At 65.2% G+C, this 23034-nt stretch carries 23 protein-coding genes; 20 read left to right on the plus strand and 3 right to left on the minus strand.

What is annotated here, in order from left to right; translation table 11 throughout:
• Positions 1-29 precede the first annotated feature (29 nt).
• From pgsA to AB7245_RS40040, 6 genes are all read left to right on the plus strand, one after another.
• Complete coding sequence (pgsA, locus tag AB7245_RS40015; RefSeq protein ID WP_014491974.1) at positions 30-647, plus strand: CDP-diacylglycerol--glycerol-3-phosphate 3-phosphatidyltransferase; 618 nt, start codon at positions 30-32, stop codon at positions 645-647.
• The gene (moaD, locus tag AB7245_RS40020; protein ID WP_015688556.1) at positions 644-895 is read left to right on the plus strand and encodes a molybdopterin converting factor subunit 1; all 252 of its coding nucleotides are present in this window, start codon (positions 644-646) and stop codon (positions 893-895) included. The genes pgsA and moaD overlap by 4 nt, the downstream gene beginning before the upstream one ends.
• A gap of 3 nt (positions 896-898) precedes the next feature.
• Positions 899-1396, plus strand: a complete 498-nt coding sequence (locus tag AB7245_RS40025) for a molybdenum cofactor biosynthesis protein MoaE (RefSeq protein ID WP_071909541.1) — start codon at positions 899-901, stop codon at positions 1394-1396.
• Complete coding sequence (prmB, locus tag AB7245_RS40030) at positions 1396-2355, plus strand: 50S ribosomal protein L3 N(5)-glutamine methyltransferase (protein WP_071909540.1); 960 nt, start codon at positions 1396-1398, stop codon at positions 2353-2355. Before AB7245_RS40025 ends, prmB begins: the two co-directional genes overlap by 1 nt.
• 90 nt (positions 2356-2445) lie before the next feature.
• Positions 2446-3033, plus strand: coding sequence for a hypothetical protein (locus AB7245_RS40035; RefSeq protein ID WP_085403344.1), 588 nt, complete (start codon positions 2446-2448; stop codon positions 3031-3033).
• 1 nt (position 3034) lies between these two features.
• Positions 3035-4165, plus strand: coding sequence for a YihY/virulence factor BrkB family protein (locus AB7245_RS40040; protein WP_085403345.1), 1131 nt, complete (start codon positions 3035-3037; stop codon positions 4163-4165).
• 49 nt (positions 4166-4214) lie between these two features.
• Here AB7245_RS40040 and AB7245_RS40045 read toward each other — a convergent pair whose 3' ends face one another.
• The gene (locus AB7245_RS40045) at positions 4215-5054 is read right to left on the minus strand and encodes a class I SAM-dependent methyltransferase (RefSeq protein WP_063985583.1); all 840 of its coding nucleotides are present in this window, start codon (positions 5052-5054) and stop codon (positions 4215-4217) included.
• Between the two features lie 120 nt (positions 5055-5174).
• Between AB7245_RS40045 and AB7245_RS40050 the strand changes: the two genes are divergently transcribed.
• From AB7245_RS40050 to AB7245_RS40060, 3 genes are all read left to right on the plus strand, one after another.
• Positions 5175-6737, plus strand: coding sequence for a winged helix-turn-helix domain-containing tetratricopeptide repeat protein (locus AB7245_RS40050; RefSeq protein ID WP_085403346.1), 1563 nt, complete (start codon positions 5175-5177; stop codon positions 6735-6737).
• 230 nt (positions 6738-6967) lie between these two features.
• A complete protein-coding gene (locus AB7245_RS40055; RefSeq protein ID WP_439035585.1) occupies positions 6968-8443 on the plus strand; it encodes an EAL domain-containing protein in 1476 nt (491 codons plus the stop codon).
• Positions 8444-8458: 15 nt separating this feature from the next.
• The gene (locus AB7245_RS40060) at positions 8459-9313 is read left to right on the plus strand and encodes a TIGR01459 family HAD-type hydrolase (protein ID WP_063985586.1); all 855 of its coding nucleotides are present in this window, start codon (positions 8459-8461) and stop codon (positions 9311-9313) included.
• A gap of 215 nt (positions 9314-9528) precedes the next feature.
• On the opposite strand, the gene AB7245_RS40065 is transcribed toward AB7245_RS40060, so the two are convergent.
• The gene (locus AB7245_RS40065; RefSeq protein ID WP_007596883.1) at positions 9529-9924 is read right to left on the minus strand and encodes a response regulator; all 396 of its coding nucleotides are present in this window, start codon (positions 9922-9924) and stop codon (positions 9529-9531) included.
• Between the two features lie 230 nt (positions 9925-10154).
• On the opposite strand from AB7245_RS40065, the gene AB7245_RS40070 reads away from it, so the two are divergent.
• The 7 genes from AB7245_RS40070 (at position 10155) to arfB (ending at position 19176) form a co-directional block, all read left to right on the plus strand.
• The gene (locus AB7245_RS40070; RefSeq protein ID WP_085403347.1) at positions 10155-11126 is read left to right on the plus strand and encodes a bifunctional riboflavin kinase/FAD synthetase; all 972 of its coding nucleotides are present in this window, start codon (positions 10155-10157) and stop codon (positions 11124-11126) included.
• A 218-nt stretch (positions 11127-11344) separates the two neighbouring features.
• Positions 11345-14344: an isoleucine--tRNA ligase gene (ileS, locus tag AB7245_RS40075; RefSeq protein ID WP_135214812.1), complete on the plus strand. Its 3000-nt coding sequence runs from the start codon at positions 11345-11347 to the stop codon at positions 14342-14344.
• Between the two features lie 9 nt (positions 14345-14353).
• Positions 14354-14848 (plus strand): signal peptidase II, encoded by a 495-nt coding sequence (gene lspA, locus AB7245_RS40080; RefSeq protein ID WP_085403349.1) that lies wholly within the window; start codon positions 14354-14356, stop codon positions 14846-14848.
• 106 nt (positions 14849-14954) lie between these two features.
• Entirely contained in the window at positions 14955-15677 is a 723-nt protein-coding gene (locus AB7245_RS40085) for a hypothetical protein (protein ID WP_085403350.1), read from the plus strand.
• Positions 15678-15881: 204 nt separating this feature from the next.
• Positions 15882-17276, plus strand: coding sequence for a M16 family metallopeptidase (locus AB7245_RS40090; RefSeq protein WP_420480971.1), 1395 nt, complete (start codon positions 15882-15884; stop codon positions 17274-17276).
• On the plus strand, positions 17273-18640 hold the full coding sequence (locus tag AB7245_RS40095; RefSeq protein ID WP_085403351.1) for a M16 family metallopeptidase: 1368 nt from the start codon (positions 17273-17275) through the stop codon (positions 18638-18640). Before AB7245_RS40090 ends, AB7245_RS40095 begins: the two co-directional genes overlap by 4 nt.
• Before the next feature lie 116 nt (positions 18641-18756).
• Complete coding sequence (gene arfB / locus AB7245_RS40100; protein WP_063985592.1) at positions 18757-19176, plus strand: alternative ribosome rescue aminoacyl-tRNA hydrolase ArfB; 420 nt, start codon at positions 18757-18759, stop codon at positions 19174-19176.
• Positions 19177-19246: 70 nt separating this feature from the next.
• On the opposite strand, the gene AB7245_RS40105 is transcribed toward arfB, so the two are convergent.
• Positions 19247-19552 carry a hypothetical protein gene (locus AB7245_RS40105; protein ID WP_085403352.1) on the minus strand — a complete coding sequence of 102 codons (306 nt, stop codon included), beginning with the start codon at positions 19550-19552 and terminating at the stop codon, positions 19247-19249.
• A 302-nt stretch (positions 19553-19854) separates the two neighbouring features.
• On the opposite strand from AB7245_RS40105, the gene AB7245_RS40110 reads away from it, so the two are divergent.
• Genes AB7245_RS40110 through AB7245_RS40125 form a run of 4 tightly spaced genes read left to right on the plus strand, consistent with a single transcriptional unit; the run spans position 19855 to position 22829 of the window.
• The gene (locus AB7245_RS40110) at positions 19855-20241 is read left to right on the plus strand and encodes a c-type cytochrome (protein WP_085403433.1); all 387 of its coding nucleotides are present in this window, start codon (positions 19855-19857) and stop codon (positions 20239-20241) included.
• Positions 20242-20637, plus strand: a complete 396-nt coding sequence (locus tag AB7245_RS40115) for a VOC family protein (RefSeq protein ID WP_085403353.1) — start codon at positions 20242-20244, stop codon at positions 20635-20637. It abuts the gene before it with no gap.
• Positions 20638-20682: 45 nt separating this feature from the next.
• Positions 20683-21231 carry a hypothetical protein gene (locus tag AB7245_RS40120; protein ID WP_063985596.1) on the plus strand — a complete coding sequence of 183 codons (549 nt, stop codon included), beginning with the start codon at positions 20683-20685 and terminating at the stop codon, positions 21229-21231.
• A gap of 29 nt (positions 21232-21260) precedes the next feature.
• Positions 21261-22829, plus strand: a complete 1569-nt coding sequence (locus AB7245_RS40125) for a GMC family oxidoreductase (protein ID WP_085403354.1) — start codon at positions 21261-21263, stop codon at positions 22827-22829.
• Positions 22830-23034 lie beyond the last annotated feature (205 nt).

The following is a 23034-nucleotide window of genomic DNA, read 5'->3' on the forward strand; positions in this document are numbered from 1 at the left end:
TTCAGGCACGAGCGGTATTGGTAGGACGGATGAACATCGCCACGACACGAGGGACGACCAGCCGCGCGATGTCCCTCCCGAACATCCTGACCTATGGCCGGATCGCCGCGATCCCGGTCGTGGTCGGGTGCATCTATGCACAATCGATTCTGGATCAGCCGCTGTGGCTGCGCTGGGTCGCGGTCGCCATCTTCATCGCGGCAGCAGTGACCGATTACCTCGACGGCTATTACGCGCGGATCTGGAATCAGCAATCGGCGTTCGGCCGGATGCTCGATCCGATCGCCGACAAGCTGCTGGTGGCCTCCTGCCTGCTGATGCTGGCCGCCGACGGCATCATCCATGGCTGGTCGCTATGGGCCGCCATCGTGATCCTGTGCCGCGAGATCCTGGTCTCGGGCCTGCGCGAATATCTCGCCGCGCTGCGGGTGAGCGTTCCCGTGACCAAGCTTGCGAAGTGGAAGACGACCGTTCAGCTCATCGCCATCGGCTTCCTGCTCGCTGGCCCGGCCGGCGATGAGGTGGTGCCCGTGGTCTCGATGATCGGGCTGGCGCTGCTCTGGGCGTCAGCGATCCTCACCATCTACACCGGCTACGACTATTTCCGCGCCGGCATCCATCACCTCATCAAGGAGGATGAGGCATGAAGGTGAAGTACTTCGCCTGGGTGCGCGAACGCGTCGGCAAGGCCGAGGAGACCATAGAGCCGCCGGCGACCGTGCGCACCGTCGAGGAGCTGATCGCCTGGCTGTCCGGCCGGAGCGAGGCCTATGCCTACGCCTTCGAGAAGCCGAAGGTGATCCGCACCGCGATCGATCATGCCCACGTCAAATCGGACGCCGCGATCGCGGGCGCCCGCGAGATCGCGTTTTTCCCGCCGATGACCGGCGGCTAGGCCATGACCTCCCCCGTAAGCACCGCCCCCGTCAGCCCCTGCCCCGTCACCATCCGCATCCAGCAGGACGATTTCGACATCGCGCGCGAGATCGCGATCCTGACCGGGAGCCGCACCGACATCGGCGCGGTCGTAAGCTTTTCCGGCATCTGCCGCGGCGACGAGAACAGCGCGAAGATCGCCGCCCTCACGCTCGAACATTATCCCGGCATGGCGGAAGAAGAGATCAAGCGCCATGCCGACGAAGCTACATCGCGCTGGCCGCTGAACGGCGTCACCATCATTCATCGCGTCGGGCGGTTCATGCCCGGCCAGAACATCGTGCTGGTGCTCACGGCGTCGCAGCACCGCCAGGCGGCGTTCCAGGCGGCCGAGTTCCTGATGGATTATCTCAAGACCAGCGCGCCGTTCTGGAAGAAGGAAGAGAGCGCCACCGGCACCGGCTGGGTCGAAGCCCACGCCCGTGACGACGAGGCCGCCGCACGCTGGACCCGATCCTGATGGCAAGAGCATCCAAGAAGACCACGCGCGGCCGCGCGGCACCGAAACTCGCGAAGGTCGGCCGCGGCGAGTTGCTCACGCTGATCGATTTCGTGCGCTACGCCGTGAGCCGCTTCACCGAGGCGAAGCTCGCCTTTGCCCATGGCACGACCGATCCGGTCGCGGAAGCAGCCTTCCTGGTCTGCGAAGCCCTGCATCTGCATCCCGACCAGTTCGAGATCTTTGCCCATGCCTGCGTCACGTCGGCGGAAGGCAAGACCATCGTCAACCTCATCCATCAGCGCGTCACCACGCGCAAACCGGCCGCCTATCTCGTCAACAAGATCTACATGCGCGGCCTGCCCTTCTATGTCGACGAGCGCGTCATCGTTCCGCGCTCCTTCATCGGCGAACTGCTGGAGTCGCATTTCGGCGGCGACGGCGAGGCGGGCTCGCTGATCGACGACCCCACGGCCGTCGAACGTGTGCTCGATCTCTGCACGGGCTCTGGATGTCTCGCCATCCTCGCCGCGCACCATTTCCCGAATGCCACCGTTGATGCCGTCGACATCTCCAAGGGCGCGCTCGAAGTTGCCTCGCGAAATGTCGGCGAATTCGGGCTCGATGACCGGATCAGCCTGCATCGCGGCGACCTGTTCGCCCCGCTCGGCGACAACAGATACGACCTCATCATCACCAACCCGCCTTACGTCGATGCGGAAGGCATGGCCGCGCTGCCGCCGGAATGCCGGGCCGAACCAAAGCTCGCCTTTGACGGCGGCCCCGACGGTCTCGACGTGGTGCGCCGCATCCTGCGCGATGCGCCCGATCACCTGACGCCGGATGGCGGCTTGATCTGCGAGATCGGCCGCGGCCGCGAACTGGTCGACGAGGCCTTTCCGGAACTGCCGCTGCTCTGGCTCGACACCGAGGAGTCCGAGGGCGAGGTGTTCTGGATCGCGGCCGCCGATCTCGGCTGATCCGTCCCGGCAGCCGCGCTCCGCGCGGAACAAGTCAAATTCCGCCACGTTCATCCCCCGACGATTTTTTCGTTCTCGGAGGATGTCCGCATGCTCGCGCCATCGGGCGAATTGCTGCGCGCCGGCATGGCGCTCAAGATCAATCATCTCAAGCGCGCCGCGCGATCGTACTTGCGCGACCGCACCAATCAGGCCACGGGCCGCGCGACGTCCTATGCGGTCGCGGCAGGACTGCTCGCAATGGCCGGGCTGTTCCTGATCGCCACCCTCTTTGTCGGCCTGATGGCCCTTTATCGTTGGGTCGCAATCACCCAGGGACAATTCTGGGGCTTTGGTGCCGTCGCGGCCGTGCTCCTGGTGCTGGCCGTATCCTGCGCCGGCGTGGCTCTGGTCCAAATAAAGCGTCGGGACAAGCCGATCGTGCCGCTTGCCAGCCGTATGCGCGTCGCGATCGCCACCCCGCGGATCCCGCGCGGAACGGTCAAGCAGGCGGTGAAAGAGGTCGCAACGACGATTCCGCTGGTGTCGCTCGCACCGGGCGAACGTGGCCGTGGCGGCAACGCCGTGTCGGCTCGGACCAACCGGCCCGTGCAGCTGGGTCTGATGCTCGCAGCCGTCGGGCTGCTGGGCTTCACGGCCGCACGGCGGCGGCGGCACGGCCACAGATTGGACGCTTGAAATGCGCGCGCGGCGCACCGAGCACCTCGACAGTTGGTTGCTGGTCGCCGCCACGGCCGTCTTCGTGCTGTCCGCGGAACGCTACTTTCAGGAGTCCGGCCCCATCCGGCCGGGGCCTCCGCAAGACCATCGCAATAATGAAGCAAACTCGCCGGAAACGAGCCCGGCCGGCGCGGCGATGCAGCTTGGCCACGGCCGGCACGCGAAAAGCCCTTTCGCGATCCCGTGGGCGGGCTGGAAAGACATCTTCTGGCGCACCTATCAGCGCATCGACGACGATCGCCTGCTCGCGACTGCGGGCGGCGTCGTCTTCTTCGGGCTGCTCGCGGTCTTTCCCGCCGTGACCGCGCTGGTCTCATCCTACGGCCTGTTCGCGGATCCCTCGACGATCAGTTCCAACCTGCATTCGCTCGCGATGCTGCTGCCCGAGGGCGCGTTCCAGATCGTCGAGGACCAGGTTACGCGCGTGGTGTCCAACGGCAATACCGCCCTGGGTGTCACCTTCCTGTTTGGCCTCTTGCTCGCGATCTGGAGCGCCAATGCGGGCGTCAAAGCCATCTTCGATGCCCTCAACGTCGCCTATGAGGAGCGCGAAAAGCGCAGCTTCGTCCGGCTGAACACGGTGTCGTTGGCTTTCACCGTCGGCGGCATCGCGGCGCTGCTGCTGATGGTGGGCACCGTGGTCGCCTTCCCGCTCGCGCTCAACCATCTCGGCATCGCGCCGGAAAGCAGGCTGATCGTCGCTCTCGCGAGATGGCCGGTGCTGTTCGTCATCCTGCTGGCCGCGCTTGCCGTCCTCTACCGCTTCGCACCGAGCCGCGACGCGCCACGCTGGCAATGGCTGAGCCTCGGCGCGGTGACGGCCGCCATCCTCTGGATCGCCGGCTCGGCGCTCCTGTCCTGGTATCTCTCGGAATTCGCCAATTACAACGCGACCTACGGCTCGCTCGGCGCGGCGATCGGCTTGATGATGTGGATGTGGATGTCGGCGATCGTCATCATGTTCGGGGCCGAGCTGAACTCGGAGATCGAGCGGCAGACCCTTCGGGATACGACCACCGGACCGCCCAAGCCGCTCGGCACCCGGCAGGCCGTCTCGGCCGACACGGTCGGCGCAGCCGCGCCATCGTGATTGCCGGCGGTCAGGCCGGGGCTCGGCCTGACCGGATCACGACGGCAATTCAGCGCTTGCTGATCACGACCTCCAGATACTCGCTATGCACCACCACCGTACCGTCGTCGGCACGGTTGAATTCGCCGAGCAGCGCCATGAGATCGCGCCGCAGCGCGGCCTGGCCGGTCTCCTCCAGCGCCACGAACGCTTTCAGCATCGGCCCGTAATAGGATTTGAAAACCTCGAGCCAGTGCTCCGGCGAGCGATAGCGGAAGGCGAACATGCGCGGCTCGGCGGCGATCTCGGAGGCTTGGCTGCCGAACATCTCCTCAAGCCGTGCCGGCGTGCCCCACAAGGCCGGCGACTTCACGCCCGCTGGCGGCGGCAAATGCCTGCCGATGGTCTTGAAGAGCTGACCGATGAAGCCCTGGGGCGTCCAGTTGGCGAGGCCGATCTTGCCGCCGGACTTGCAGACCCGCGCGAGCTCGGACGCCGCCTTGTCCTGATCCGGCGTGAACATGACGCCGAAGGTCGAGAGCACGACGTCGTAGCTGGCATCCGCAAACGGCAGCGCTTCGGCATCCGCTTCACGGAATTCGACCATCAGATGCTCCGCCGCGGCCCGTTCGCGTCCCCGCTTGAGCAACGCGGGAACATAATCGGTCGATGTGACGTCGCACCAGCGCCGCGCGGCGGCCAGCGTCGCATTGCCGTTGCCGGCGGCGACATCAAGCACCTTGCTGCCGGCGCGCAAGTCGAGCGCCTCGCAGAGTTGCTCGCCGACGATCTGCAAGGTGGTGCCGACAATGGCATAGTCGCCGGATGACCAGGCGCTGTGCTGGCGCTGCTTGACGGCGGCGAGATCGGGCTGGGCGAGGGCCGGCTTGAGCGCGGCGGATGTCGACATGGCAATTCTCCTGCGGTTGAAGACGCCGGGACGATAGGGCGCATGCGGCTCGCTGGCCTTGAGAGTGGCGTTATTTTACGCTGAGAACACCTTGATTTCCCCGCGCGAGCCGAGGGCGGCGTGACATTTCATTTCGAAGATTTCGTGCTCGACCCCGCGCGCCGCGAATTGCGGCGGGCGGAGACGCTCGTCGCGCTCGAGCCCCAGGTGTTCGATCTCCTGCTTTACCTGGTCCGCAACCGCGAGCGCGTGGTGACGCGGGACAATCTGCTCGACGCGATCTGGAACGGCCGCGTCGTCTCGGAATCGACGCTGACCAGCCGGATCAACGCGGCGCGGCGCGCGGTCAATGACAATGGCGAAGATCAGCGGCTGATCCGCACAGTCGCGCGCAAGGGCGTGCGGTTCGTCGGCGAAGTGACCGAACGCTCCGTAGCAGGCTCATCGTCGGCGCCGGGCAAGCCGCCCGACGCAATACCGACGGAATTGCCACTGCCCGATCGTCCCGCAATTGCCGTCCTGCCCTTCACCAACATGAGCGGCGAGGCCGAGCAGGATTATTTCTCCGACGGCATCAGCGAGGACATCATCACCGCGCTGTCGAAGCTGCGCTGGTTCTTCGTGATCGCGCGCAACTCCTCCTTCATCTACAAGGGCCGCACGGTTCACCTGCGGCAGGTCGCCGAGGAGCTCGGCGTGCGCTATGTCGTCGAGGGCAGCGTCCGCAAGGAGGGCGATCGCGTCCGCATCACCGCGCAGCTCAACGATGTCGCCACCGGCAGCCATCTCTGGGCCGAACGCTACGACCGCGAGCTCGCCGACGTCTTCGCCGTACAGGACGAGATCACCGAACGCATCGTCGCAGCGATCGAGCCGCAGCTCTATGCCGCGGAGAATTTTCGCGCCGAGCGCAAGCCGCCCGACAGCCTGGACGCCTGGGACCTTCTGATGCGCGCCCTCTCCCATTACTGGCGCGTGACGCGGCAGGACCACGTCGCGGCGCGAGCCCTGCTCGAAAAGGCCATCGCGCTCGACCCGAACTACGGCAAGGCACTCGGGCTGCTCGGCACCAGCTACATGTTCACGGCGCATATGGGCTGGATGGAGATGGCCGCGGCGCTGCCGGTGGCCGAGCGCGCGGCACGGGCCGCGATCCGCGCCGACGACCAGGATGCCTGGGCGCATAATGCGCTCGGCCATGTCGATCTGTTCGCACGCCGGTTCGAGGATTCACTTGCCGAATTCGAGACCGCGCTGCGGCTCAATCCGAACTTTGCGCTGGCGCAGGGCTATTATGGCCTGACGCTTAGCTATTGCGGCCGCTGGCGGGATGCCGACGAGGCCGCGCGGCGGGCGATCCGCCTCAGCCCGCGCGACCCCTATGCACCCGTCTATTTCGGCATCGCCGCCTTTGCCCGTTTCCTCGGCAGGGACTATGCGGAGGCGATCCGGCTCGCACAGGAGGCCCTGCGCCAGCGCAGTGACTTCGTCGGCGGGCACCGGGTGCTGACCGCGGCCGCGGCGATGGCCGGGCAAACCGAGACCGCCCGCGCGGCGCTGAAGGAACTCCAGCGTGCCCAGCCCAACGTCTCGCTCGCCTGGATCGCCGAGTTCATGCCGATCAAGCTCGCCGCCGACCGCGAGCACTACCTCGAAGGCTTTCGCCGGGCCGGCCTGACCTAGACTGCCCGAGCATGATCTCCGCGCAAACGCGTTCCGCGTTTGTCGCGAGGGAAAACCGCTACACACTTTTCCGGATCATGCTCCGGCGCCGCGAACAGGCCGCTATCCCCTCGAATCAACAATGATGTTAAGGTCGCCTTGCTTGGGGGAGCATGAGGCGTGACGGGTTCGCACACTGACCCGTGTTTTCCCGGATGAGGCAGTCAGCTCTTTGAGGCGTAACGCGCGGCATGATTCGCATTTCGACGATCTTCATCGCCATCTGCATGGTTCTGGTCGCGGCCTCGCTCGGGCTTGTCCTCTACTCGGTCGCCGGCATCAGCGGAACCGAATCCGCCATCGTGGCGCTGACCGCGCTGACCTTCCTGATCCTCTACAACGCGGTCTCGATGCGGCTGCGCGACCGCAGTGACGTCGGCGGCCAGATCGCCGACCTCTCGCGCGGCACCGCCGACCTCGCCCGCCAGGTCGCCGAGTTCGGCCGCCGGCTCGCGGCGATGGAGGGGCGCATCGCCTCGGCCAATTCGACCAACTCCGACCGCATCCAGTCAGTGGTCGGCGAGATCAACGAGCTCGGTGGGCTGGTCAGGCAGCTCGCCACCACCGTGTCAGCCCATGAAGACCTCTTGGCCGGGGCCGCGCCGACCCCCGCCCCCGCTCCGGTCGCCCGGCCAGAGCCGGAGGCGCCGCTCGACCTGATTGCGGCCTTCGAGGAGCGGCCGGCCGCCCCTCCGCCGCTGCCCGCACCGCCGCCGCGGCCAACGCCGGCGATCCAGACCCACACCGCCGTTCCGGTTCAGACGGCCAATGGCCGCAACCCGCCCCAGTTACTGGCGACACTGCGCAACGCCATCGACGAGAACCGCATCGACATCTTCCTCCAGCCGATGGTGACGCTGCCGCAGCGCAAGGTGCGGTTCTACGAAGCCGTGACGCGCCTGCGCGACGAGCGCGACCAGCTGATCGCCGCCGAGGAATTCATCAGCATCGCCGAAGCCTCGGGTCTGATCGGACGCATCGACAACATGGTGATGCTGCGCTGTGTGCAGGTGCTGCGGCGCCTGATGGTGCGCAACAAGGATGTCGGCGTGTTCTGCAACGTCGCGGCCTCCACGCTCGGCAATTCCACCACCTTCGCGCAGTGCCTCGACTTCCTCGAAGCCAACCGGGCGCTGGCGCCCTCGCTGGTGCTGGAGTTCAAGCAGTCGACCTTCCGCAATCTCGGCCCGGCCGAGACCGAGAACCTCGCGGCGCTCGCCCAGCGCGGTTTCCGCTTCTCGATCGACCATGTCACTGACCTCAGGATCGAGCCGCGCGAGCTCGCCGATCGCGGCGTGCGCTTCATCAAGGTGCCGGCGTCCCTCCTGCTCGACCCCAGGCAGGCCTCGACCTCGGACATCCACCCTTCCGACCTCTCCGACCTGCTCGGCCGCTTCGGCATCGACCTGATCGCCGAACGGATCGAGGGCGAGCGCGCAGTGGTCGATTTGCTCGACTTTGACGTGCGGTTCGGTCAGGGGTTCCTGTTCGCGCCGCCCCGGCCATTGCGGCCTGAAGGGGCATCTGCTACCGGCGGGGCCTCGCCGAACCCGGCGCAGGAAATTCAGGGATCCAATGGCTCCGCTTCTCCCAGCCCAGGCGCCACGTCTTCAGCGCCTCCAGCCCAACGTATCACCGGCAACGCGGCGCTCGCGCGCCGGATCTGATCGGCCGCACGCATCATGACCACGCTGCATTTCGCCGAAAGCCTGCGCGAGCTCGTGGGCGGCGTTGACGTTGTGCTCAGCGACATCTGGGGCGTGGTTCACAACGGCCTGGAATCCTTCCCCGAGGCCTGCGAGGCGCTGCACACCTATCGCAGCCGCGGCGGTACGGTGATCCTGATCACCAATGCCCCGCGCCCGGCCGACTCCGTCCAACGGCAATTGCGCAAGCTCGGCGTCGCGGACGAGACCTATGACGCGATCGTCTCGTCGGGCGACCTGACGCGGCTCTATGTCGCCGAGCATCCCGGCCGCAAGATGTTCTGGCTCGGACCCGAGCGCGACAACTCGATCTATCGCGGCCTCGATGCGACGACCGCGCCGCTGGAAGAAGCCGACTACATCGTCTGCACCGGCCTCTATGACGACGAGACCGAGACGGCGGAAGACTATCGCGGCATGATGCTGAAGGCGCGCGAGCGCAAGCTGACGCTGGTCTGTGCCAACCCCGATATCGTGGTGGAGCGCGGCGACCGGCTGATCTATTGCGCCGGCGCGATCGCGGAACTCTATCGCGAACTCGGCGGCGAGGTGATCTTCTACGGCAAGCCGCATCGCCCGATCTACGAGCGCGCGATGATGCTCGCCGGCGAGCGCCAGGGCCACATGATCGACCGGAAAAAGGTGCTGGCGATCGGCGATTCCGTCCGCACCGACCTCACCGGCGCGCGCGAATTCGGCATCGACTGCCTGTTCGTCACCCGCGGCATCCATGCCGAGGAGTTCGAGGGCCTCGACCAGCTCGACCCGAATTCGGTGATGGAGTTGTTCGGCCACCCGCCGAAGGCGCTGATGCGCGAATTGAAGTGGTGACGGTGGAGCCCACGCAGGTGCTGGGGGCTTAGACCAATTGCTTAGACCCAAATGCCGTCATGGCCGGGCTTAGCCGTCCGAAGGACGGCGTCGCTTCCGCTCGCCTACGCCCCGGCCATCCACGTCTTCATTTGCAGGATCCAAGAACGTGGATGCCCGGGACAAGCCCGGGCATGACGATCTCTATAGAGAGCTGTTATGCGGTCTGGCGGCGCTTACGCGCTCGCCATGTCCGGGAAGACCGCTTCGATCTTGGTCTTCAGCGTCGCCGCGTTGAACGGCTTGACGATGTAGTTGTTCACGCCGGCCTTCTTGGCCGCGATCACGTTCTCGGTCTTCGATTCCGCAGTGATCATGATGAAAGGCGTGGTGGCGAGGTTCGGATCCGCGCGCACTTCGCGCAGCAGGTCGTAACCCGTCATCGGCTCCATGTTCCAATCGGAAATCACGAGCCCGTACTTCTTGCCACGCATCTTGTTCAGCGCCGCCGAACCGTCGCTTGCATCATCGATATTCTCGAAGCCAAGCTGCTTCAGGAGATTCCTGATGATACGGATCATGGTGCTGTAGTCATCAACCACCAGAACCGACATCGACAAATCAACCGCCATCTCGACTCCCCCAACGCAAACCCAGGAAATATTACGATCGGACCCACCGGAGCCGGAGCCCCGCTGTTCCGCATTTCAAGGACTAGCACCAAGGCGTTAAACAGCGCGTTAACTGGGAGCGCCTCCGAAGGACTGAAATCACGTTCAATGCGGCCGCTCCCCTGCCGCTTGACTTCGTCCGGTCGGTCAAGCCACGGTCCGCCGGTCCTGCCGCTTCGAGAATTCCCCTGATGGTCCCGCATTTTACCGTTATCCGCGACACAACGCCGGATTCCGCGGTTTTGCGGGGCGCCGTGGTCGCCATGGGCAATTTCGACGGCGTTCATCTCGGCCATCGTGCGGTGATCGCAGCCGCCCTGGAGATGGGCCGGGCGCATGGCCGCCCTGCGCTGGCATTGACCTTCGAGCCGCATCCGCGCCGGTTTTTCAGCCCGAACACCCCGCAATTCCGCCTGACGGACGAGCCGGCCAAGTTGCGGCTTTTAGCCGGCACCGGGCTCGCCGGCGCCGTGGTCATGACCTTCGACAAGGCCAGGGCCGGGACCAGCGCGCAAGACTTCATTCACCATGACCTGATCGGACGCCTCGGCGTCAGCGGCATCGCGGTCGGCTACGACTTCCATTTCGGCAAGGGTCGCGTCGGCTCGCCGAGCCTCCTGGTCAACGAGGCGCCTCGACTCGGCATCGAGGTTGACGTGCAGGCCCATGTCGACATCGACGAGCGGCCGGTCTCCTCCAGCGCCATCCGGATCGCGCTCGCCGAGGGCCTCATCGACGAGGCCACCACCATGCTGGGCGCGCCCTGGTTCATCACCGGCGAGGTGATCCACGGCGAGAAGCGCGGCCGCGACCTCGGCTATCCCACCGCCAACATCCGCCTCGATGCCAATTGCGGCCTCAAGCACGGCATCTATGCGGTGCGGGTCGGCCGCGGCGCCGAGCGGCTGGACGGGGTGGCAAGCTTCGGCCGCCGTCCGACCTTTGATAATGGCGCGCCGCTGCTGGAAATCTTCCTGTTCGACTTCAAGGGCGACCTCTACGGACAAGCGCTCGACTGCGCCTTCGTCGGCTTCATCCGCGAGGAGCTGAAATTCGACAGCCTGGAGGCCCTGATCCGCCAGATGGACGACGATTCCGCCCGCGCCCGCGCCGTGCTGGCCGCCGCCCCGGACGCGTTTCCGCGGCTTGGCGTGATCGATTGAGGCCCAAATCCGGCCCGCCGAACCTTTTGCGCTTCTACCTTTTGCGCTTCCCTTGGGCCCCTGCTATGGAGAGCCCATGTTTGCGCGGCGCATCATAGGGATTAGCGGCCCGGCTTCCGCCTGAGCCTGAAGGCTCGGCGCAAGACCGGGATTTCGTCGTTTCACCCCGCGATTCCAGTCGCTATCCGTTTCCGCGCCCTTCCGAGCCAGTCAGCCCCATGTCCGAAAAGCCGCAAAAGTCCGACGCCAAAGACTATTCCAAGACCCTTTATTTGCCGCAGACGGATTTCCCGATGCGCGCCGGCCTGCCGCAGCGCGAGCCGGAACTGCTGAAGTACTGGAACGACATCGGCCTCTACGACAAGCTGCGCCGGGAAGCCCAGGGCCGCGCCAAATTCGTGCTGCATGACGGCCCGCCCTACGCCAACGGCAACATCCATATCGGGCACGCGCTGAACAAGATCCTCAAGGACGTCGTGACCAAGAGCCAGCAGATGCTCGGCTTCGACTCCAATTACGTGCCGGGCTGGGACTGCCACGGCCTGCCGATCGAATGGAAGATCGAGGAGGAGAACTACCGCAAGAAGGGCAAGCAGAAGCCCGACTTCCGCGACTCCGCCGCGATGGTGGCGTTCCGCAAGGAATGCCGCGCCTATGCGACGCACTGGATCAACGTGCAGCGCGAGGAGTTCAAGCGGCTCGGCATCATCGGCGACTGGGATCATCCCTATCAGACGATGAGCTATCCGGCCGAAGCGCAGATCGCCCGCGAGCTGATGAAGTTCGCGGCCAACGGCACGCTGTATCGCGGCTCCAAGCCGGTGATGTGGAGCGTGGTCGAGAAGACCGCGCTTGCGGAAGCCGAGGTCGAGTACGAGGACTACACCTCCGACATGGTGTGGGTGAAGTTTCCCGTCACGTCACCGGCGCATGGCGCACTTGCCAGTGCCTCGGTCGTGATCTGGACCACCACGCCCTGGACGCTGCCCGGCAACCGCGCGATCTCGTTCTCGCCGAAAATCGCCTACGGACTCTACAAGGTGACGGATGCGCCCGCCGACAACTGGGCCAAGACCGGCGATCTCCTGATCCTGGCCGATGCGCTCGCCGCAGAAGTGTTCAAGCAGGCGCGCGTCACGTCCTATGAGAAGGTGCGCGACATTCCCGGCGACACGCTGGACGCCGTGGAATGCGCCCATCCCCTGCGCGGGTTCGGTGGCGGTTACGAGTTCATCGTGCCGTTGCTCGCCGGCGAGCATGTCACCGACGACACCGGCACCGGCTTCGTGCACACCGCGCCGAGCCACGGCCGCGAGGACTTCGACGTCTGGACGGCCAACACCCGCGAGCTCGATGCGCGCGGCATCCCGACCGCGATCCCCTACACCGTCGACGAGAACGGCGCCTACACCGCGCAGGCCCCCGGCTTCACCGGCAAGCGCGTGCTCAACGACAAGGGCGAGAAGGGCGATGCCAACGAGGCCGTGATCAAGGCGCTGATCGAGGGCGGCAAGCTGCTCGCGCGCGGCCGCCTCAAGCATCAATATCCGCACTCCTGGCGCTCGAAGAAGCCGGTGATCTTCCGCAACACGCCGCAATGGTTCATCGCGATGGACAAGGACATCAGCGATGACGGCCATGCGAAGAAGGGCGACACGCTGCGCGCCCGCGCGCTGCACGCGATCTCGGTCACGCAATGGGTGCCGCCGTCGGGCGAGAACCGCATCAACGGCATGATCGCCAATCGTCCGGACTGGGTGATCTCGCGCCAGCGCGCCTGGGGCGTGCCGATCGCCGTGTTCGTGCGCGAGAAGAGCAACGGCTCGGCAGAGATCCTGCAGGACGAGATCGTCAACCAGCGCATCGCCGAAGCCTTCATGGAGGAAGGCGCCGACGCCTGGTACATGGACGGCGCCCGCGAGCGCTTCCTCGGGTCCCGCGCGAGCGAGGACTGGAAGAAGGTCGACGACATCTGCGACGTCTGGTTCGATTCGGGCTCCACGCACGCCTTCGTGCTCGAGGATCGCCAGAACTTCCCGCAGCTCGGCAACATCGTCCGCAAGATCGACGGCGGCAACGACACCGTGATGTATCTGGAAGGCAGCGACCAGCATCGCGGCTGGTTTCATTCCTCGCTGCTGGAAAGCGCAGGCACGCGGGGCCGCGCGCCCTACGACATCGTGCTCACCCACGGCTTCACGCTCGACGAGAACGGCCGCAAGATGTCGAAGTCGCTCGGCAACACCGTCGAGCCGCAGAAGGTGATCAAGGATTCGGGCGCGGACATCCTGCGCCTGTGGGTCTGCGCCACCGACTATGCCGACGACCAGCGCATCGGCCCGGAGATCCTGAAGAACACCATCGAGACCTATCGCAAGCTGCGCAACTCGATCCGCTGGATGCTCGGTACGCTGCATCACTTCAAGGCGAGCGAGAAGGTCGCCTATGCCGAGATGCCCGAGCTCGAGCGGCTGATGCTGCACGAACTGGCCGGCCATGCCGAAACCGTTCGCAAGGCCTATGCCGCCTTCGACTACAAGACCGTGGTCGCGAGCTTGGCAGCCTTCATGAACTCCGAGCTGTCGGCGTTCTACTTCGATATCCGCAAGGACACGCTCTATTGCGACCCGCCGTCGTCGCCGGCGCGCAAGGCCGCGCTCACCACGATCGACCTGTTGTGCGATGCCCTCCTGAAATGGCTCGCGCCGATCCTGAGCTTCACGACCGAGGAAGCCTGGCGCATGTTCCGGCCGAACGCGGAGCCTTCCGTCCATCTGACCCTGTTTCCCGAAGGCATCGAGAAGCTCCGCGACGACAAACTCGCCGCGAAATGGGAGACGATCCGCAACGTCCGCCGCGTCGTGACCGGCGCGCTGGAGCTCGAACGTGCCGCCAAGAACATCGGCTCGTCGCTCGAGGCCTCACCGGTGATCTATGTCGCCGACCGCGACATGCTGGCGACGCTGTTCGACACCGATCTCGCCGAGGTCTGCATCACCTCGAACTACGAGGTGCGTGAGGGCGAGGCGCCTGCGGGCGCGTTCCGTCTCGATGCCGTGCCCGGCGTCGCGGTCGTCGTCGAGAAGGCCGTGGGCACCAAATGCGCCCGCTCCTGGAAGATCTCGCCTATGGTCGGTGAAGACCCTGAATACCCCGACGTCACCCCGCGCGACGCCCAGGCGCTGCGCGAATGGAAGGCGCTGGGGGTGGGGGTCTGATCCCCGGCCATGACCCCGCTTCGCGCCGGCATCCTCGCGGCCGTGGTCACGCTGGTGGCCGATCAGGCCTCAAAGCTGTGGCTCCTGAACGTGTTCGACCTCGCCCGCCGTGGCGTGGTGAAGGTGACGCCGTTCTTCGACCTGGTGCTGGCCTGGAACATCGGCATCAGCTTCGGCTGGCTCCAGAACGACGGCCAGTCGGCGCAGATCGCGCTGATGGCGGTCAAGGTCGTCGCCGTGGTCGCCCTCGCCATCTGGATGGCCCGCTCGCACACCCTGCTCGCCACGGTCGCACTCGGGCTGATCATCGGCGGCGCGATCGGCAACGGCATCGACCGCTTCGCCTACGGCGCGGTGGTCGATTTCGCCCTGTTCCACATCGAGATCGGCGGAAATACCTATAATTGGTATGTGTTTAACCTCGCGGACGTGGCCATCGTTGTCGGGGTGGCGGCGCTATTGTATGATTCCTTCCTGGGGGTACCCGCCGCAAAAGCGCCCTGATCCCGGCCGATACGGACCGGCAGGTGGAACCCTGCGTTTTGCGAGGATTGGCCGCGTGCGAGCGGCAAAGTGCAGCAATCTGCCACAATATGGAACAGGTACAGTGATGCGCAGCTCCGAGACCAGCGGTTCGATGGTTCGAGACCCCAAAGCGGGGTTCTGGCGGGCGTTGAAATTGTCCGCTGTCGCGCTCGGCATCGGCCTCGTCATGACGGCAGGCCCGGTCCGTGCCGGTGACGACGACGATGATGATGACGGGATGACCTTCGAAGAGAAGATCATCGACAATCTGATGTCCGGCATCGGTGCCAAGAGCATGGAAAAGCCCGGCATCGAATACCGCGAGCGCTCGCCGCTCGTCGTGCCGCCCAAGCTCGACCTGCCGCCTCCGGCAACCCAGGCCAAGAATGCTCCGAACTGGCCGAAGGACCCCGAAGAGAAGCGCCGCAAGGAAGCCATCGCAGCGCGCAAGAAGGCGACCAAGGCGACGGAGAACTGGCAGGCGGCCCAACCGCTGACGCCCGCCGAGATGAAGGCCGGCGAGGTCGCCGCAGCCCCCCGTACAAGCAATGACCCGATCCAGCCGGGCACCAACGGCAACCCGTCGCTCAGTCCCGCCGAACTCGGCTACGCCGGCGGTCTCTGGAACATGATGAAGGGCGGCAACAGCTCCGAAGAGAAGAAATTCACCAGTGAGCCGCCGCGTTCGTCGCTGGTCGAGCCGCCGCCGGGCTACCAGACCCCCTCGCCGAACTACGCCTATGGCGCAGGGCCGGACAAGTCGCGCCGGACCTATTTCGACATCATGTCGGGCAAGGAAAAGGAATAATAGCGCTCCTGCCCCACCGCGACATCCTGACAGGCGCATCCTGGCACCGGCGGCTTACGCACGCCGGACGCAGTCTGCATATTGCTTATCAGTAACTTGCCACCGCGTTGAGTTCTCTGCTTCGTGACGCGAAGCCTCAGCCGCACGGTGTAGCATGCCGTGCCTCCGAGCCGGACATCCGGGTTCGGCCTTTTCATAAGGATTATGATGTCCTCTTACCGATCGGCCGCCTGCCTCCTTGCCGCGCTGCTTTCGACGAGTGTCCTCTCAGCCAGCGCCGCCCTCGCCCAGACCACGGTGACGTCGGCCCCGCCCGCCAGCTTCACGCTCGCCAACGGCATGCAGGTCGTGGTGATCCCGGACCACCGCACGCCCGTGGTCACGGAGATGATCTGGTACAAGGTCGGCTCGGCCGACGAGACGCCGGGCAAGTCCGGGCTCGCGCACTTCCTCGAACATCTGATGTTCAAGGGCACCTCGAAGCATCCGGTCGGCGAATTCTCCCAGACCGTGCTCCGCGTCGGCGGCAACGAGAACGCCTCGACCTCGGTCGACTACACCAACTACTACCAGCGCGTGCCGAAAGAGCAGCTGCCGACCATGATGGAGTTCGAGGCCGATCGCATGACCGGCCTGATCCTTAAGGACGAGAACGTGCTGCCCGAGCGCGACGTCGTGCTCGAAGAGTACAACATGCGGGTCGCCAACAATCCGGACGCGCGGCTCAACGAGCAGATCATGGCCGCGCTCTATCTCAATCATCCCTACGGCCGGCCGGTGATCGGCTGGCACCAGGAGATCGAGAAGCTCGACCGCGAGGATGCGCTCGCCTTCTACCGCCGCTTCTACGCGCCGAACAACGCGATCCTCGTGATCGCCGGCGACGTGGAAGCCGCCGACATCCGCCCGCTGGTCGAGCGGAATTTCGGCTCCATTCCGGCCCAGCCCGCGATCCCGGAGCGGCGCATCCGTCCGCAGGAGCCGGAGCCGGCGGCGCCGCGCACGGTCACGCTGGCCGACCCGCGCGTCGAGCAGCCGGGCCTGCGCCGCTATTATCTCGTACCGTCGGCGACCACCGCCGCGGCCGGTGAAAGCGCCGCCCTCGACGTGCTGGCGCAGCTGATGGGCAGCGGCAGCAATTCCTATCTCTACCGCGCGCTCGTGGTCGACAAGCCGCTCGCGGTGTCCGCCAGCGCCAGCTATTCGAGCATCTCGCTCGACCCGACCCAGTTCGCGATCTCGGCCTCGCCGAAACCGGGCGTCAGCTTTGCCGATGTCGAGCAAGTGGTCGACGGCGTCATCGCCGACATCGCGCAGAACCCGATCCGCGCCGAGGACCTCGAGCGGGTCAAGACCCAGCTCATTGCGGAAGCGATCTACGCCCAGGACAACCAGGCGGTGCTGGCGCGCTGGTATGGCGGCGCGCTGACCACGGGCCTTTCGATCGAGGACATCAGGAGCTGGCCCGACCGCATTCGCGCGGTCACCGCCGAGCAGGTTCGCACTGTCGCGCAGAAATGGCTCGAGAAGAAGCGATCGGTGACGGGCTATCTGATCAAGGACACCAGTGCCGCCAAGCGTGAGGAGAAGCGTTCGTGACCTATCCCTTCCTTCGACGCGTTGCATTCTCGCTTGCCACCGGCGCGGCACTCGCGCTGGCTACGGTGTCGCCGTCTCAGGCGGCCGCAAAGATCCAGCACCTGACTTCGCCGGGCGGCATCGAAGCCTGGTTCGTACAGGATGCGACGGTGCCGCTGATCGCCATGGAATATTCCTTTGCCGGCGGCTCGGCGCAGGATCCCAAGGACAAGTCCGGCGTCGCCAATCTGGTCGGTGATCTCCTCGACGAAGGCTCCGGCGATCTCGACTCCAAGACCTTCCATGAGCGGCTCGACCGCCGCGCCATCGAGCTCTCCTTCAGCGCCACCCGCGATACGTTCCGCGGCAGCCTGCGGATGCTGCGCGACAACAAGGACGAGGCCTTCGACCTGCTCAGGAGCGCGCTGACCTCGCCGCATTTCGACACCGCCGACGTCGAGCGCATCCGCTCACAGGTGATCTCGGGCCTGCGCCGCGAGACCACCAATCCGTCCTCGCTGGCGAGCCGAAAATTCCTGGAGGTCGCGTTCGGCGACCATCCCTATGGCCGGCAGACCAATGGCACGCTGGACAGCGTGCCGACCATCACGGTCGCCGACATGAAGGATTATGTCGGCCGCGTGATTGCGAAGGACGGGCTGAAGATCGCGGTGGTCGGCGACGTCGATCCGGCCACCCTCGGCAAGCTGCTCGACCACACTTTTGGTAGCCTGCCCGCAAAAGCCAATCTCACGCCGGTCGCCGACGTCGAGGCGGCAAAACCGCCGCAGCGCGCCTTCGTGCCGCTCGACGTGCCGCAGACCGTGATCACCTTCGGCGGCCCCGGCGTGAAGCGCAACGATCCGAACTTCATGGCCGCCTATGTCGTCAACCACATCCTGGGCGGCGGCGGATTGTCCTCCCGGCTCTATCGCGAGGTACGCGAGAAGCGCGGGCTGGCTTATTCCGTGTTCGAATCGCTGCTCTGGATGGAGCATTCGGCGGTCTTCATCGGCAACACCGGCACCCGCGCCGACCGTGCCGGCGACACCATCGACGCCATCGACAAGGAAGTGCGCCGCATCGCCGAGGAGGGCCCGACGCAGAAGGAGCTCGACGAAGCCAAGTCCTACCTCAAGGGCTCGCAGATGCTGGCGCTGGATACCTCCTCGAAGCTCGCGCAGGCGCTGCTGCAATACCAGCAGGACAAGCTGCCGATCGACTATATCGAGAAGCGAAACGCCATCGTCGATGCGGTGACACTGGACGACGCCAAGGCGGCCGCCAAGCGCCTCTGGGGCCAGGGCCTCCTGACCGTGGTCGTCGGCCGCGCCCCACAGGCCGCCGCGCAACCGGCCGCGGCACCGGCGACGAAGTCGAACTGACGTCCCCTGACATTTCCTGAAATGGCCGGGCTCGCCCGGCCATTTGCGTTTCCAGGATGCGCCATTGCCGAACGTGGACGTCCGCGATATGTCCGGACATCACGAATGGTGCCATCATGCTGCGGATATCCCGCGATCTCGTCATCGACGAGGACGATATCGAGATCGGCTTCGTCCGCGCCTCCGGCCCGGGCGGGCAGAACGTCAACAAGGTCTCGACCTCGGCCCAGCTGCGCTTCGACACGCGCAAGCTGACCCTGCCGGAGGATGCGGTGATCCGGCTCGCCCGCATCGCCGGCCAGCGCATGACCAAGGACGGCGTGATCGTGATCCACGCCCAGCGCTTCCGCACCCAGGAGCGCAACCGTCAGGACGCCATCGACCGGCTCACCGAGATCCTGACCGAAGCGATGATACGGCCGAAGCCGCGCCGCGCCACGCGGCCGACCTTTGGCTCCAAGCAGCGCCGGCTCGACGGCAAGAAGCGCCGCAGCGACATCAAGGCAGGGCGCGGCGGCGGCCGCTTCGACGACTAACAAAGCAGACCCAGTCAAAAAAACTCCGGCCGCAGGGCGACCGGAGTCTGCTTGCTTCACCCCGGCGGGACTAGTAGCGCTTGGCTGGGGCTGCACCGCCCGTCGCGGAATCGTCGGCGGTTCCCTTATGCGCAGCGCTACCGGTGGTGCCGACCGTGCCCCTGGTGCCTTTGGTCGACTTCATGCCCGTCTTCTCGCCCGCAGCGCCCGGCTGAGCATTCATCTCCTCATCCCCGCTGCCCATTGTGCTGCCTTGCATCGGTTTGCTTTGCACGGTGCCGCCCGTCTTGGCGGGTGGCGCGCCTTGCGCGAGAACCGGCGTCGCAATGAGAGCCGACAGAGCGCATGCGATCATCGAGGTCTTCACCAACTTCATCCATTTCTCCTGGATTCTTCCGCGACGAATGGCTCGGCTGCATCCTGCGCCGCTCACCTGCAGCGGGTCATCGCATCGCGTAGGGAGTTTAAGCGGCGCAATCGTCATGCAATGCGCATGGTGTGGTGATCGTTTAGGGATTTGACGGCAGTTTCGCGGAATTGTGCTCCGCATATAAGGCATTGCGGAACACACGCGGTCACCAGTGTCTCCGCGGCATCGAAACAGCCCGCTACTACCACCGCATCTTTGACGCCGCCTAGAGTTTGCGCACGTTGATGTGGATGGGCGGATTCTTGGCGATGCGCGCAGTCGTGCTTGGATTGTGCACCGCGATGGTGCTGGTGACGCGGGTTGCCGATGCGCAAATGCCCTTGCCGGCCGGCAAGCCGCCGGATGGCGCGACGCTGTTCAAGCAGCAATGCGCGGTGTGCCACACGACAAACCTGTCAGAACCGGCGCGGCAAGGCCCCGCACTGGTGAAGGTCGTTGGCCGTCCCGCCGGCAAGACCGAAGGTTTTAAGTACTCAGAGGCGCTGTCGAAAGCGGACTTCGCCTGGGACGAGACCAGGCTCGACGCCTGGCTGAGCAATCCGCAAGCCGTCATTCCCGGCGTGACCATGGTCTACCGGCAGGCGAAGCCGGAGACGCGCGCCGCCATCATCACCTACCTGAAGGAGCTGAACTGAATGGCAAAGCCCGTTCATTCCATGATCCGCGTGCTCGACGAGGCCCGCTCGCTCGACTTCTACAAGCGCGCCTTCGGCTTGGAGGTCGCCGACCATCTGAAATTTTCGGACTTTGCCCTGATCTACCTGCGTCACCCCTCCTCACCTTTCGAGGTGGAGCTGACGGTGAATTTCGATCGCAAGGAGCCGTACCAGCTCGGCGACGGCTACGGACATATTGCCGTGGTGGTCGACGATCTCGATACCGAACATGCCCGCTTCGAGCGCGAGAAGCTCGCACCGGGACCGCTGCGCGACTTCAAGCACGACGGCAAGACGCTGGCGCGCTTCTTCTTCGTCAGCGATCCCGATGGCTACAAGATCGAGGTGATCCAGCGAGGGGGTCGTTTCGGCTGATCAAAATCACAAAAATCCAAATCACAAAATCTACGGAGGAATGCCATGAGAGAAGTCGATCGTCGAAGCAAGCACAGCCGCCGCGTCTTTCTCAAGGGCGCGGCGACCGCCGTTCCGGTCGTCGCTGTCGCGACCAGCGTCGCCGTCAGCATCGAGGATGCCTGGGCGGATGATGCCAGCACGCTCTCGCCCGCAACGATGAAGACGCTGCTGAAGGTCGCGCGCGACATCTATCCGCACGACGTCCTCGGCGACAGCTACTACATCACCGCGATCAAGCCGTGGGACGGCAAGGCGGCCAAGGACCCCGCCGTCAAGTCTCTGATCAGCGACGGCATCACGCGGCTCGATCAGAACGCGCGGGATCGCCACAAGGTGGCTTACGCCGAAGTGCCATGGGAAGCCGACCGCGTGGTGCTGCTGACGGAGATCGAGCAGAGCGACTTCTTCCAGAAGGTGCGCGGCGACCTCGTCGTGTCGCTCTACAACCAGAAAGAGGTCTGGCCGCGGTTCGGCTACGAAGGCTCCTCCGCCGAGCACGGCGGCTACATCAACCGCGGCTTTGCCGACATCGACTGGCTGCCGAAGGCTTAAGGCTCACCCAACGGTTCAGGAGAACGCATATGGCAAAATTCGATCTGAACGACTCCAGCGTTGTGGTGATCGTCGGCTCCGGTGCCGGCGGCGGCACGCTGGGCAACGAGCTCGCGCAGAAGGGCGTCAAGGTGGTCATCCTTGAAGCCGGCCCACGCATCGAGAACCAGGATTTCGTCAACGACGAGTGGGAGAGCTTTTCCCAGCTCGCCTGGACCGATGCCCGCACCACGTCGGGGACATGGCGCGTCGCCAAGGATTTTTCGGGCCTTCCCGCCTGGATCGTCAAGGCGGTCGGCGGCTCGACCACGCATTGGGCCGGCGCGTCGCTGCGCTTCGACGAGCATGAGTTCAAGGTGAAGAGCACCTACGGCGGCCTGCCCGGCGCGAACCTGCTGGACTGGCCGGTGACGCTCGCCGAGATCGAGCCATGGTACGCCAAGGCCGAGAACAAGATGGGCGTGACCCGCACCAACGGCATTCCCGGACTTCCCGGCAACAATAATTTCAAGGTGCTGGAGGCCGGTGCGAAGAAGCTCGGCTACAAGACCGTGCATACCGGCAATATGGCCATCAACAGCCAGCCGCGTGACGGCCGCGGCGCCTGCCAGCAGATCGGCTTCTGCTTCCAGGGCTGCAAATCCGGCGCGAAATGGTCGACGCTCTACACCGAGATCCCCAAGGGCGAGGCGACCGGTAATCTCGAAGTGCGGCCGAGCAGCATGGCGGTCAAGATCGAGCACGACGCCTCCGGCAAGGTGACCGGCGTTGTCTATGCCGACGAGAGTGGCGCGATGCAGCGCCAGAAGGCGCGCGTCGTCGCGGTGGCCGGCAACTCGATTGAAAGCCCGCGGTTGCTGTTGAACAGTGCCTCGACCATGTTCCCCGATGGCCTCGGCAATTCATCGGGCCAGGTCGGGCGCAACTACATGCGGCACATGACCGGCAGCGTCTACGCCGTGTTCGAGAAGTCGGTGCACATGTATCGCGGCACCACTATGGCCGGCATTATCCGTGATGAATCCGCCAACAATCCGAAGCGCGGCTTCGTCGGCGGCTACGAGATGGAGACGCTGTCGATCGGCTTGCCGTTCATGGCGGCCTTCCTCAATCCCGGCGCCTGGGGCCGTCCGTTCACCGCAGCGCTCGACGGCTATCCCAGGATGGCCGGCATGTGGCTGGTCGGCGAGGACATGCCGCAGGAAACCAACCGCATCACGCTCGACCCGAGCGTGAAGGACAAGTTCGGGCAAGCGGTCGCGAGCGTGCATTTCGACGACCATCCCAACGATCTCGCGATGCGCGCACATGCCTACAAGCAGGGTGCTGCGGTCTATGACGCCGTCGGCGCCACCGTGACCTATCCGACGCCGCCCTATCCGAGCACGCACAATCTCGGCACCAACAGGATGAGCGAGAAGCCGCGGGATGGCGTGGTCAACAAGTTCGGGCAGAGCCACGACGTCAAGAATCTGTTCGTCTCGGATGGCAGTCAGTTCACCAGCGGGGCGGCCTGCAATCCAACGCTGACCATCGTCGCACTCGCGATCCGGCAGGCGGATTACATTGCGGGGGCGATGCAGAAAAAGGAGATTTGAAGGTTCAAAGGAAACCGTTTCCTGCTCCCGTCATTGCGAGCGAAGCGAAGCAATCCAGAATCCCGCCGCGGTGACGGTCTGGATTGCTTCGTCGCACTAGCGCAAAATTGCTACGCAATTTTGTCGCGGGCTCCTCGCAATGACGGCGGAGAGAATATCGTAGCCCGGACGGAGCGAAGCATAATCCGGGGTGCTCGCGGGTGAG

Source organism: Bradyrhizobium sp. 604_D8_N2_3 (assembly GCF_051810765.1).
GTDB lineage: Bacteria > Pseudomonadota > Alphaproteobacteria > Rhizobiales > Xanthobacteraceae > Bradyrhizobium > Bradyrhizobium barranii.

Bases quoted from the DNA above. Each gene is read 5' to 3' on its own strand.
- AB7245_RS40110 (WP_085403433.1), top strand. From the start codon at position 19,855: ATGCGCGCAGTCGTGCTTGGATTGTGCACCGCGATGGTGCTGGTGACG.
- ileS (WP_135214812.1), top strand. From the start codon at position 11,345: ATGTCCGAAAAGCCGCAAAAGTCCGACGCCAAAGACTATTCCAAGACC.
- AB7245_RS40055 (WP_439035585.1), top strand. From the start codon at position 6,968: ATGATTCGCATTTCGACGATCTTCATCGCCATCTGCATGGTTCTGGTC.
- AB7245_RS40065 (WP_007596883.1), bottom strand. From the start codon at position 9,924: ATGGCGGTTGATTTGTCGATGTCGGTTCTGGTGGTTGATGACTACAGC.
- AB7245_RS40120 (WP_063985596.1), top strand. From the start codon at position 20,683: ATGAGAGAAGTCGATCGTCGAAGCAAGCACAGCCGCCGCGTCTTTCTC.
- AB7245_RS40115 (WP_085403353.1), top strand. From the start codon at position 20,242: ATGGCAAAGCCCGTTCATTCCATGATCCGCGTGCTCGACGAGGCCCGC.
- AB7245_RS40045 (WP_063985583.1), bottom strand. From the start codon at position 5,054: ATGTCGACATCCGCCGCGCTCAAGCCGGCCCTCGCCCAGCCCGATCTC.
- AB7245_RS40105 (WP_085403352.1), bottom strand. From the start codon at position 19,552: ATGAAGTTGGTGAAGACCTCGATGATCGCATGCGCTCTGTCGGCTCTC.
- pgsA (WP_014491974.1), top strand. From the start codon at position 30: ATGAACATCGCCACGACACGAGGGACGACCAGCCGCGCGATGTCCCTC.
- lspA (WP_085403349.1), top strand. From the start codon at position 14,354: ATGACCCCGCTTCGCGCCGGCATCCTCGCGGCCGTGGTCACGCTGGTG.
- AB7245_RS40025 (WP_071909541.1), top strand. From the start codon at position 899: ATGACCTCCCCCGTAAGCACCGCCCCCGTCAGCCCCTGCCCCGTCACC.
- AB7245_RS40070 (WP_085403347.1), top strand. From the start codon at position 10,155: ATGGTCCCGCATTTTACCGTTATCCGCGACACAACGCCGGATTCCGCG.
- AB7245_RS40085 (WP_085403350.1), top strand. From the start codon at position 14,955: ATGCGCAGCTCCGAGACCAGCGGTTCGATGGTTCGAGACCCCAAAGCG.
- arfB (WP_063985592.1), top strand. From the start codon at position 18,757: ATGCTGCGGATATCCCGCGATCTCGTCATCGACGAGGACGATATCGAG.
- prmB (WP_071909540.1), top strand. From the start codon at position 1,396: ATGGCAAGAGCATCCAAGAAGACCACGCGCGGCCGCGCGGCACCGAAA.
- AB7245_RS40125 (WP_085403354.1), top strand. From the start codon at position 21,261: ATGGCAAAATTCGATCTGAACGACTCCAGCGTTGTGGTGATCGTCGGC.
- AB7245_RS40060 (WP_063985586.1), top strand. From the start codon at position 8,459: ATGACCACGCTGCATTTCGCCGAAAGCCTGCGCGAGCTCGTGGGCGGC.
- AB7245_RS40090 (WP_420480971.1), top strand. From the start codon at position 15,882: ATGATGTCCTCTTACCGATCGGCCGCCTGCCTCCTTGCCGCGCTGCTT.
- AB7245_RS40040 (WP_085403345.1), top strand. From the start codon at position 3,035: ATGCGCGCGCGGCGCACCGAGCACCTCGACAGTTGGTTGCTGGTCGCC.
- AB7245_RS40035 (WP_085403344.1), top strand. From the start codon at position 2,446: ATGCTCGCGCCATCGGGCGAATTGCTGCGCGCCGGCATGGCGCTCAAG.
- moaD (WP_015688556.1), top strand. From the start codon at position 644: ATGAAGGTGAAGTACTTCGCCTGGGTGCGCGAACGCGTCGGCAAGGCC.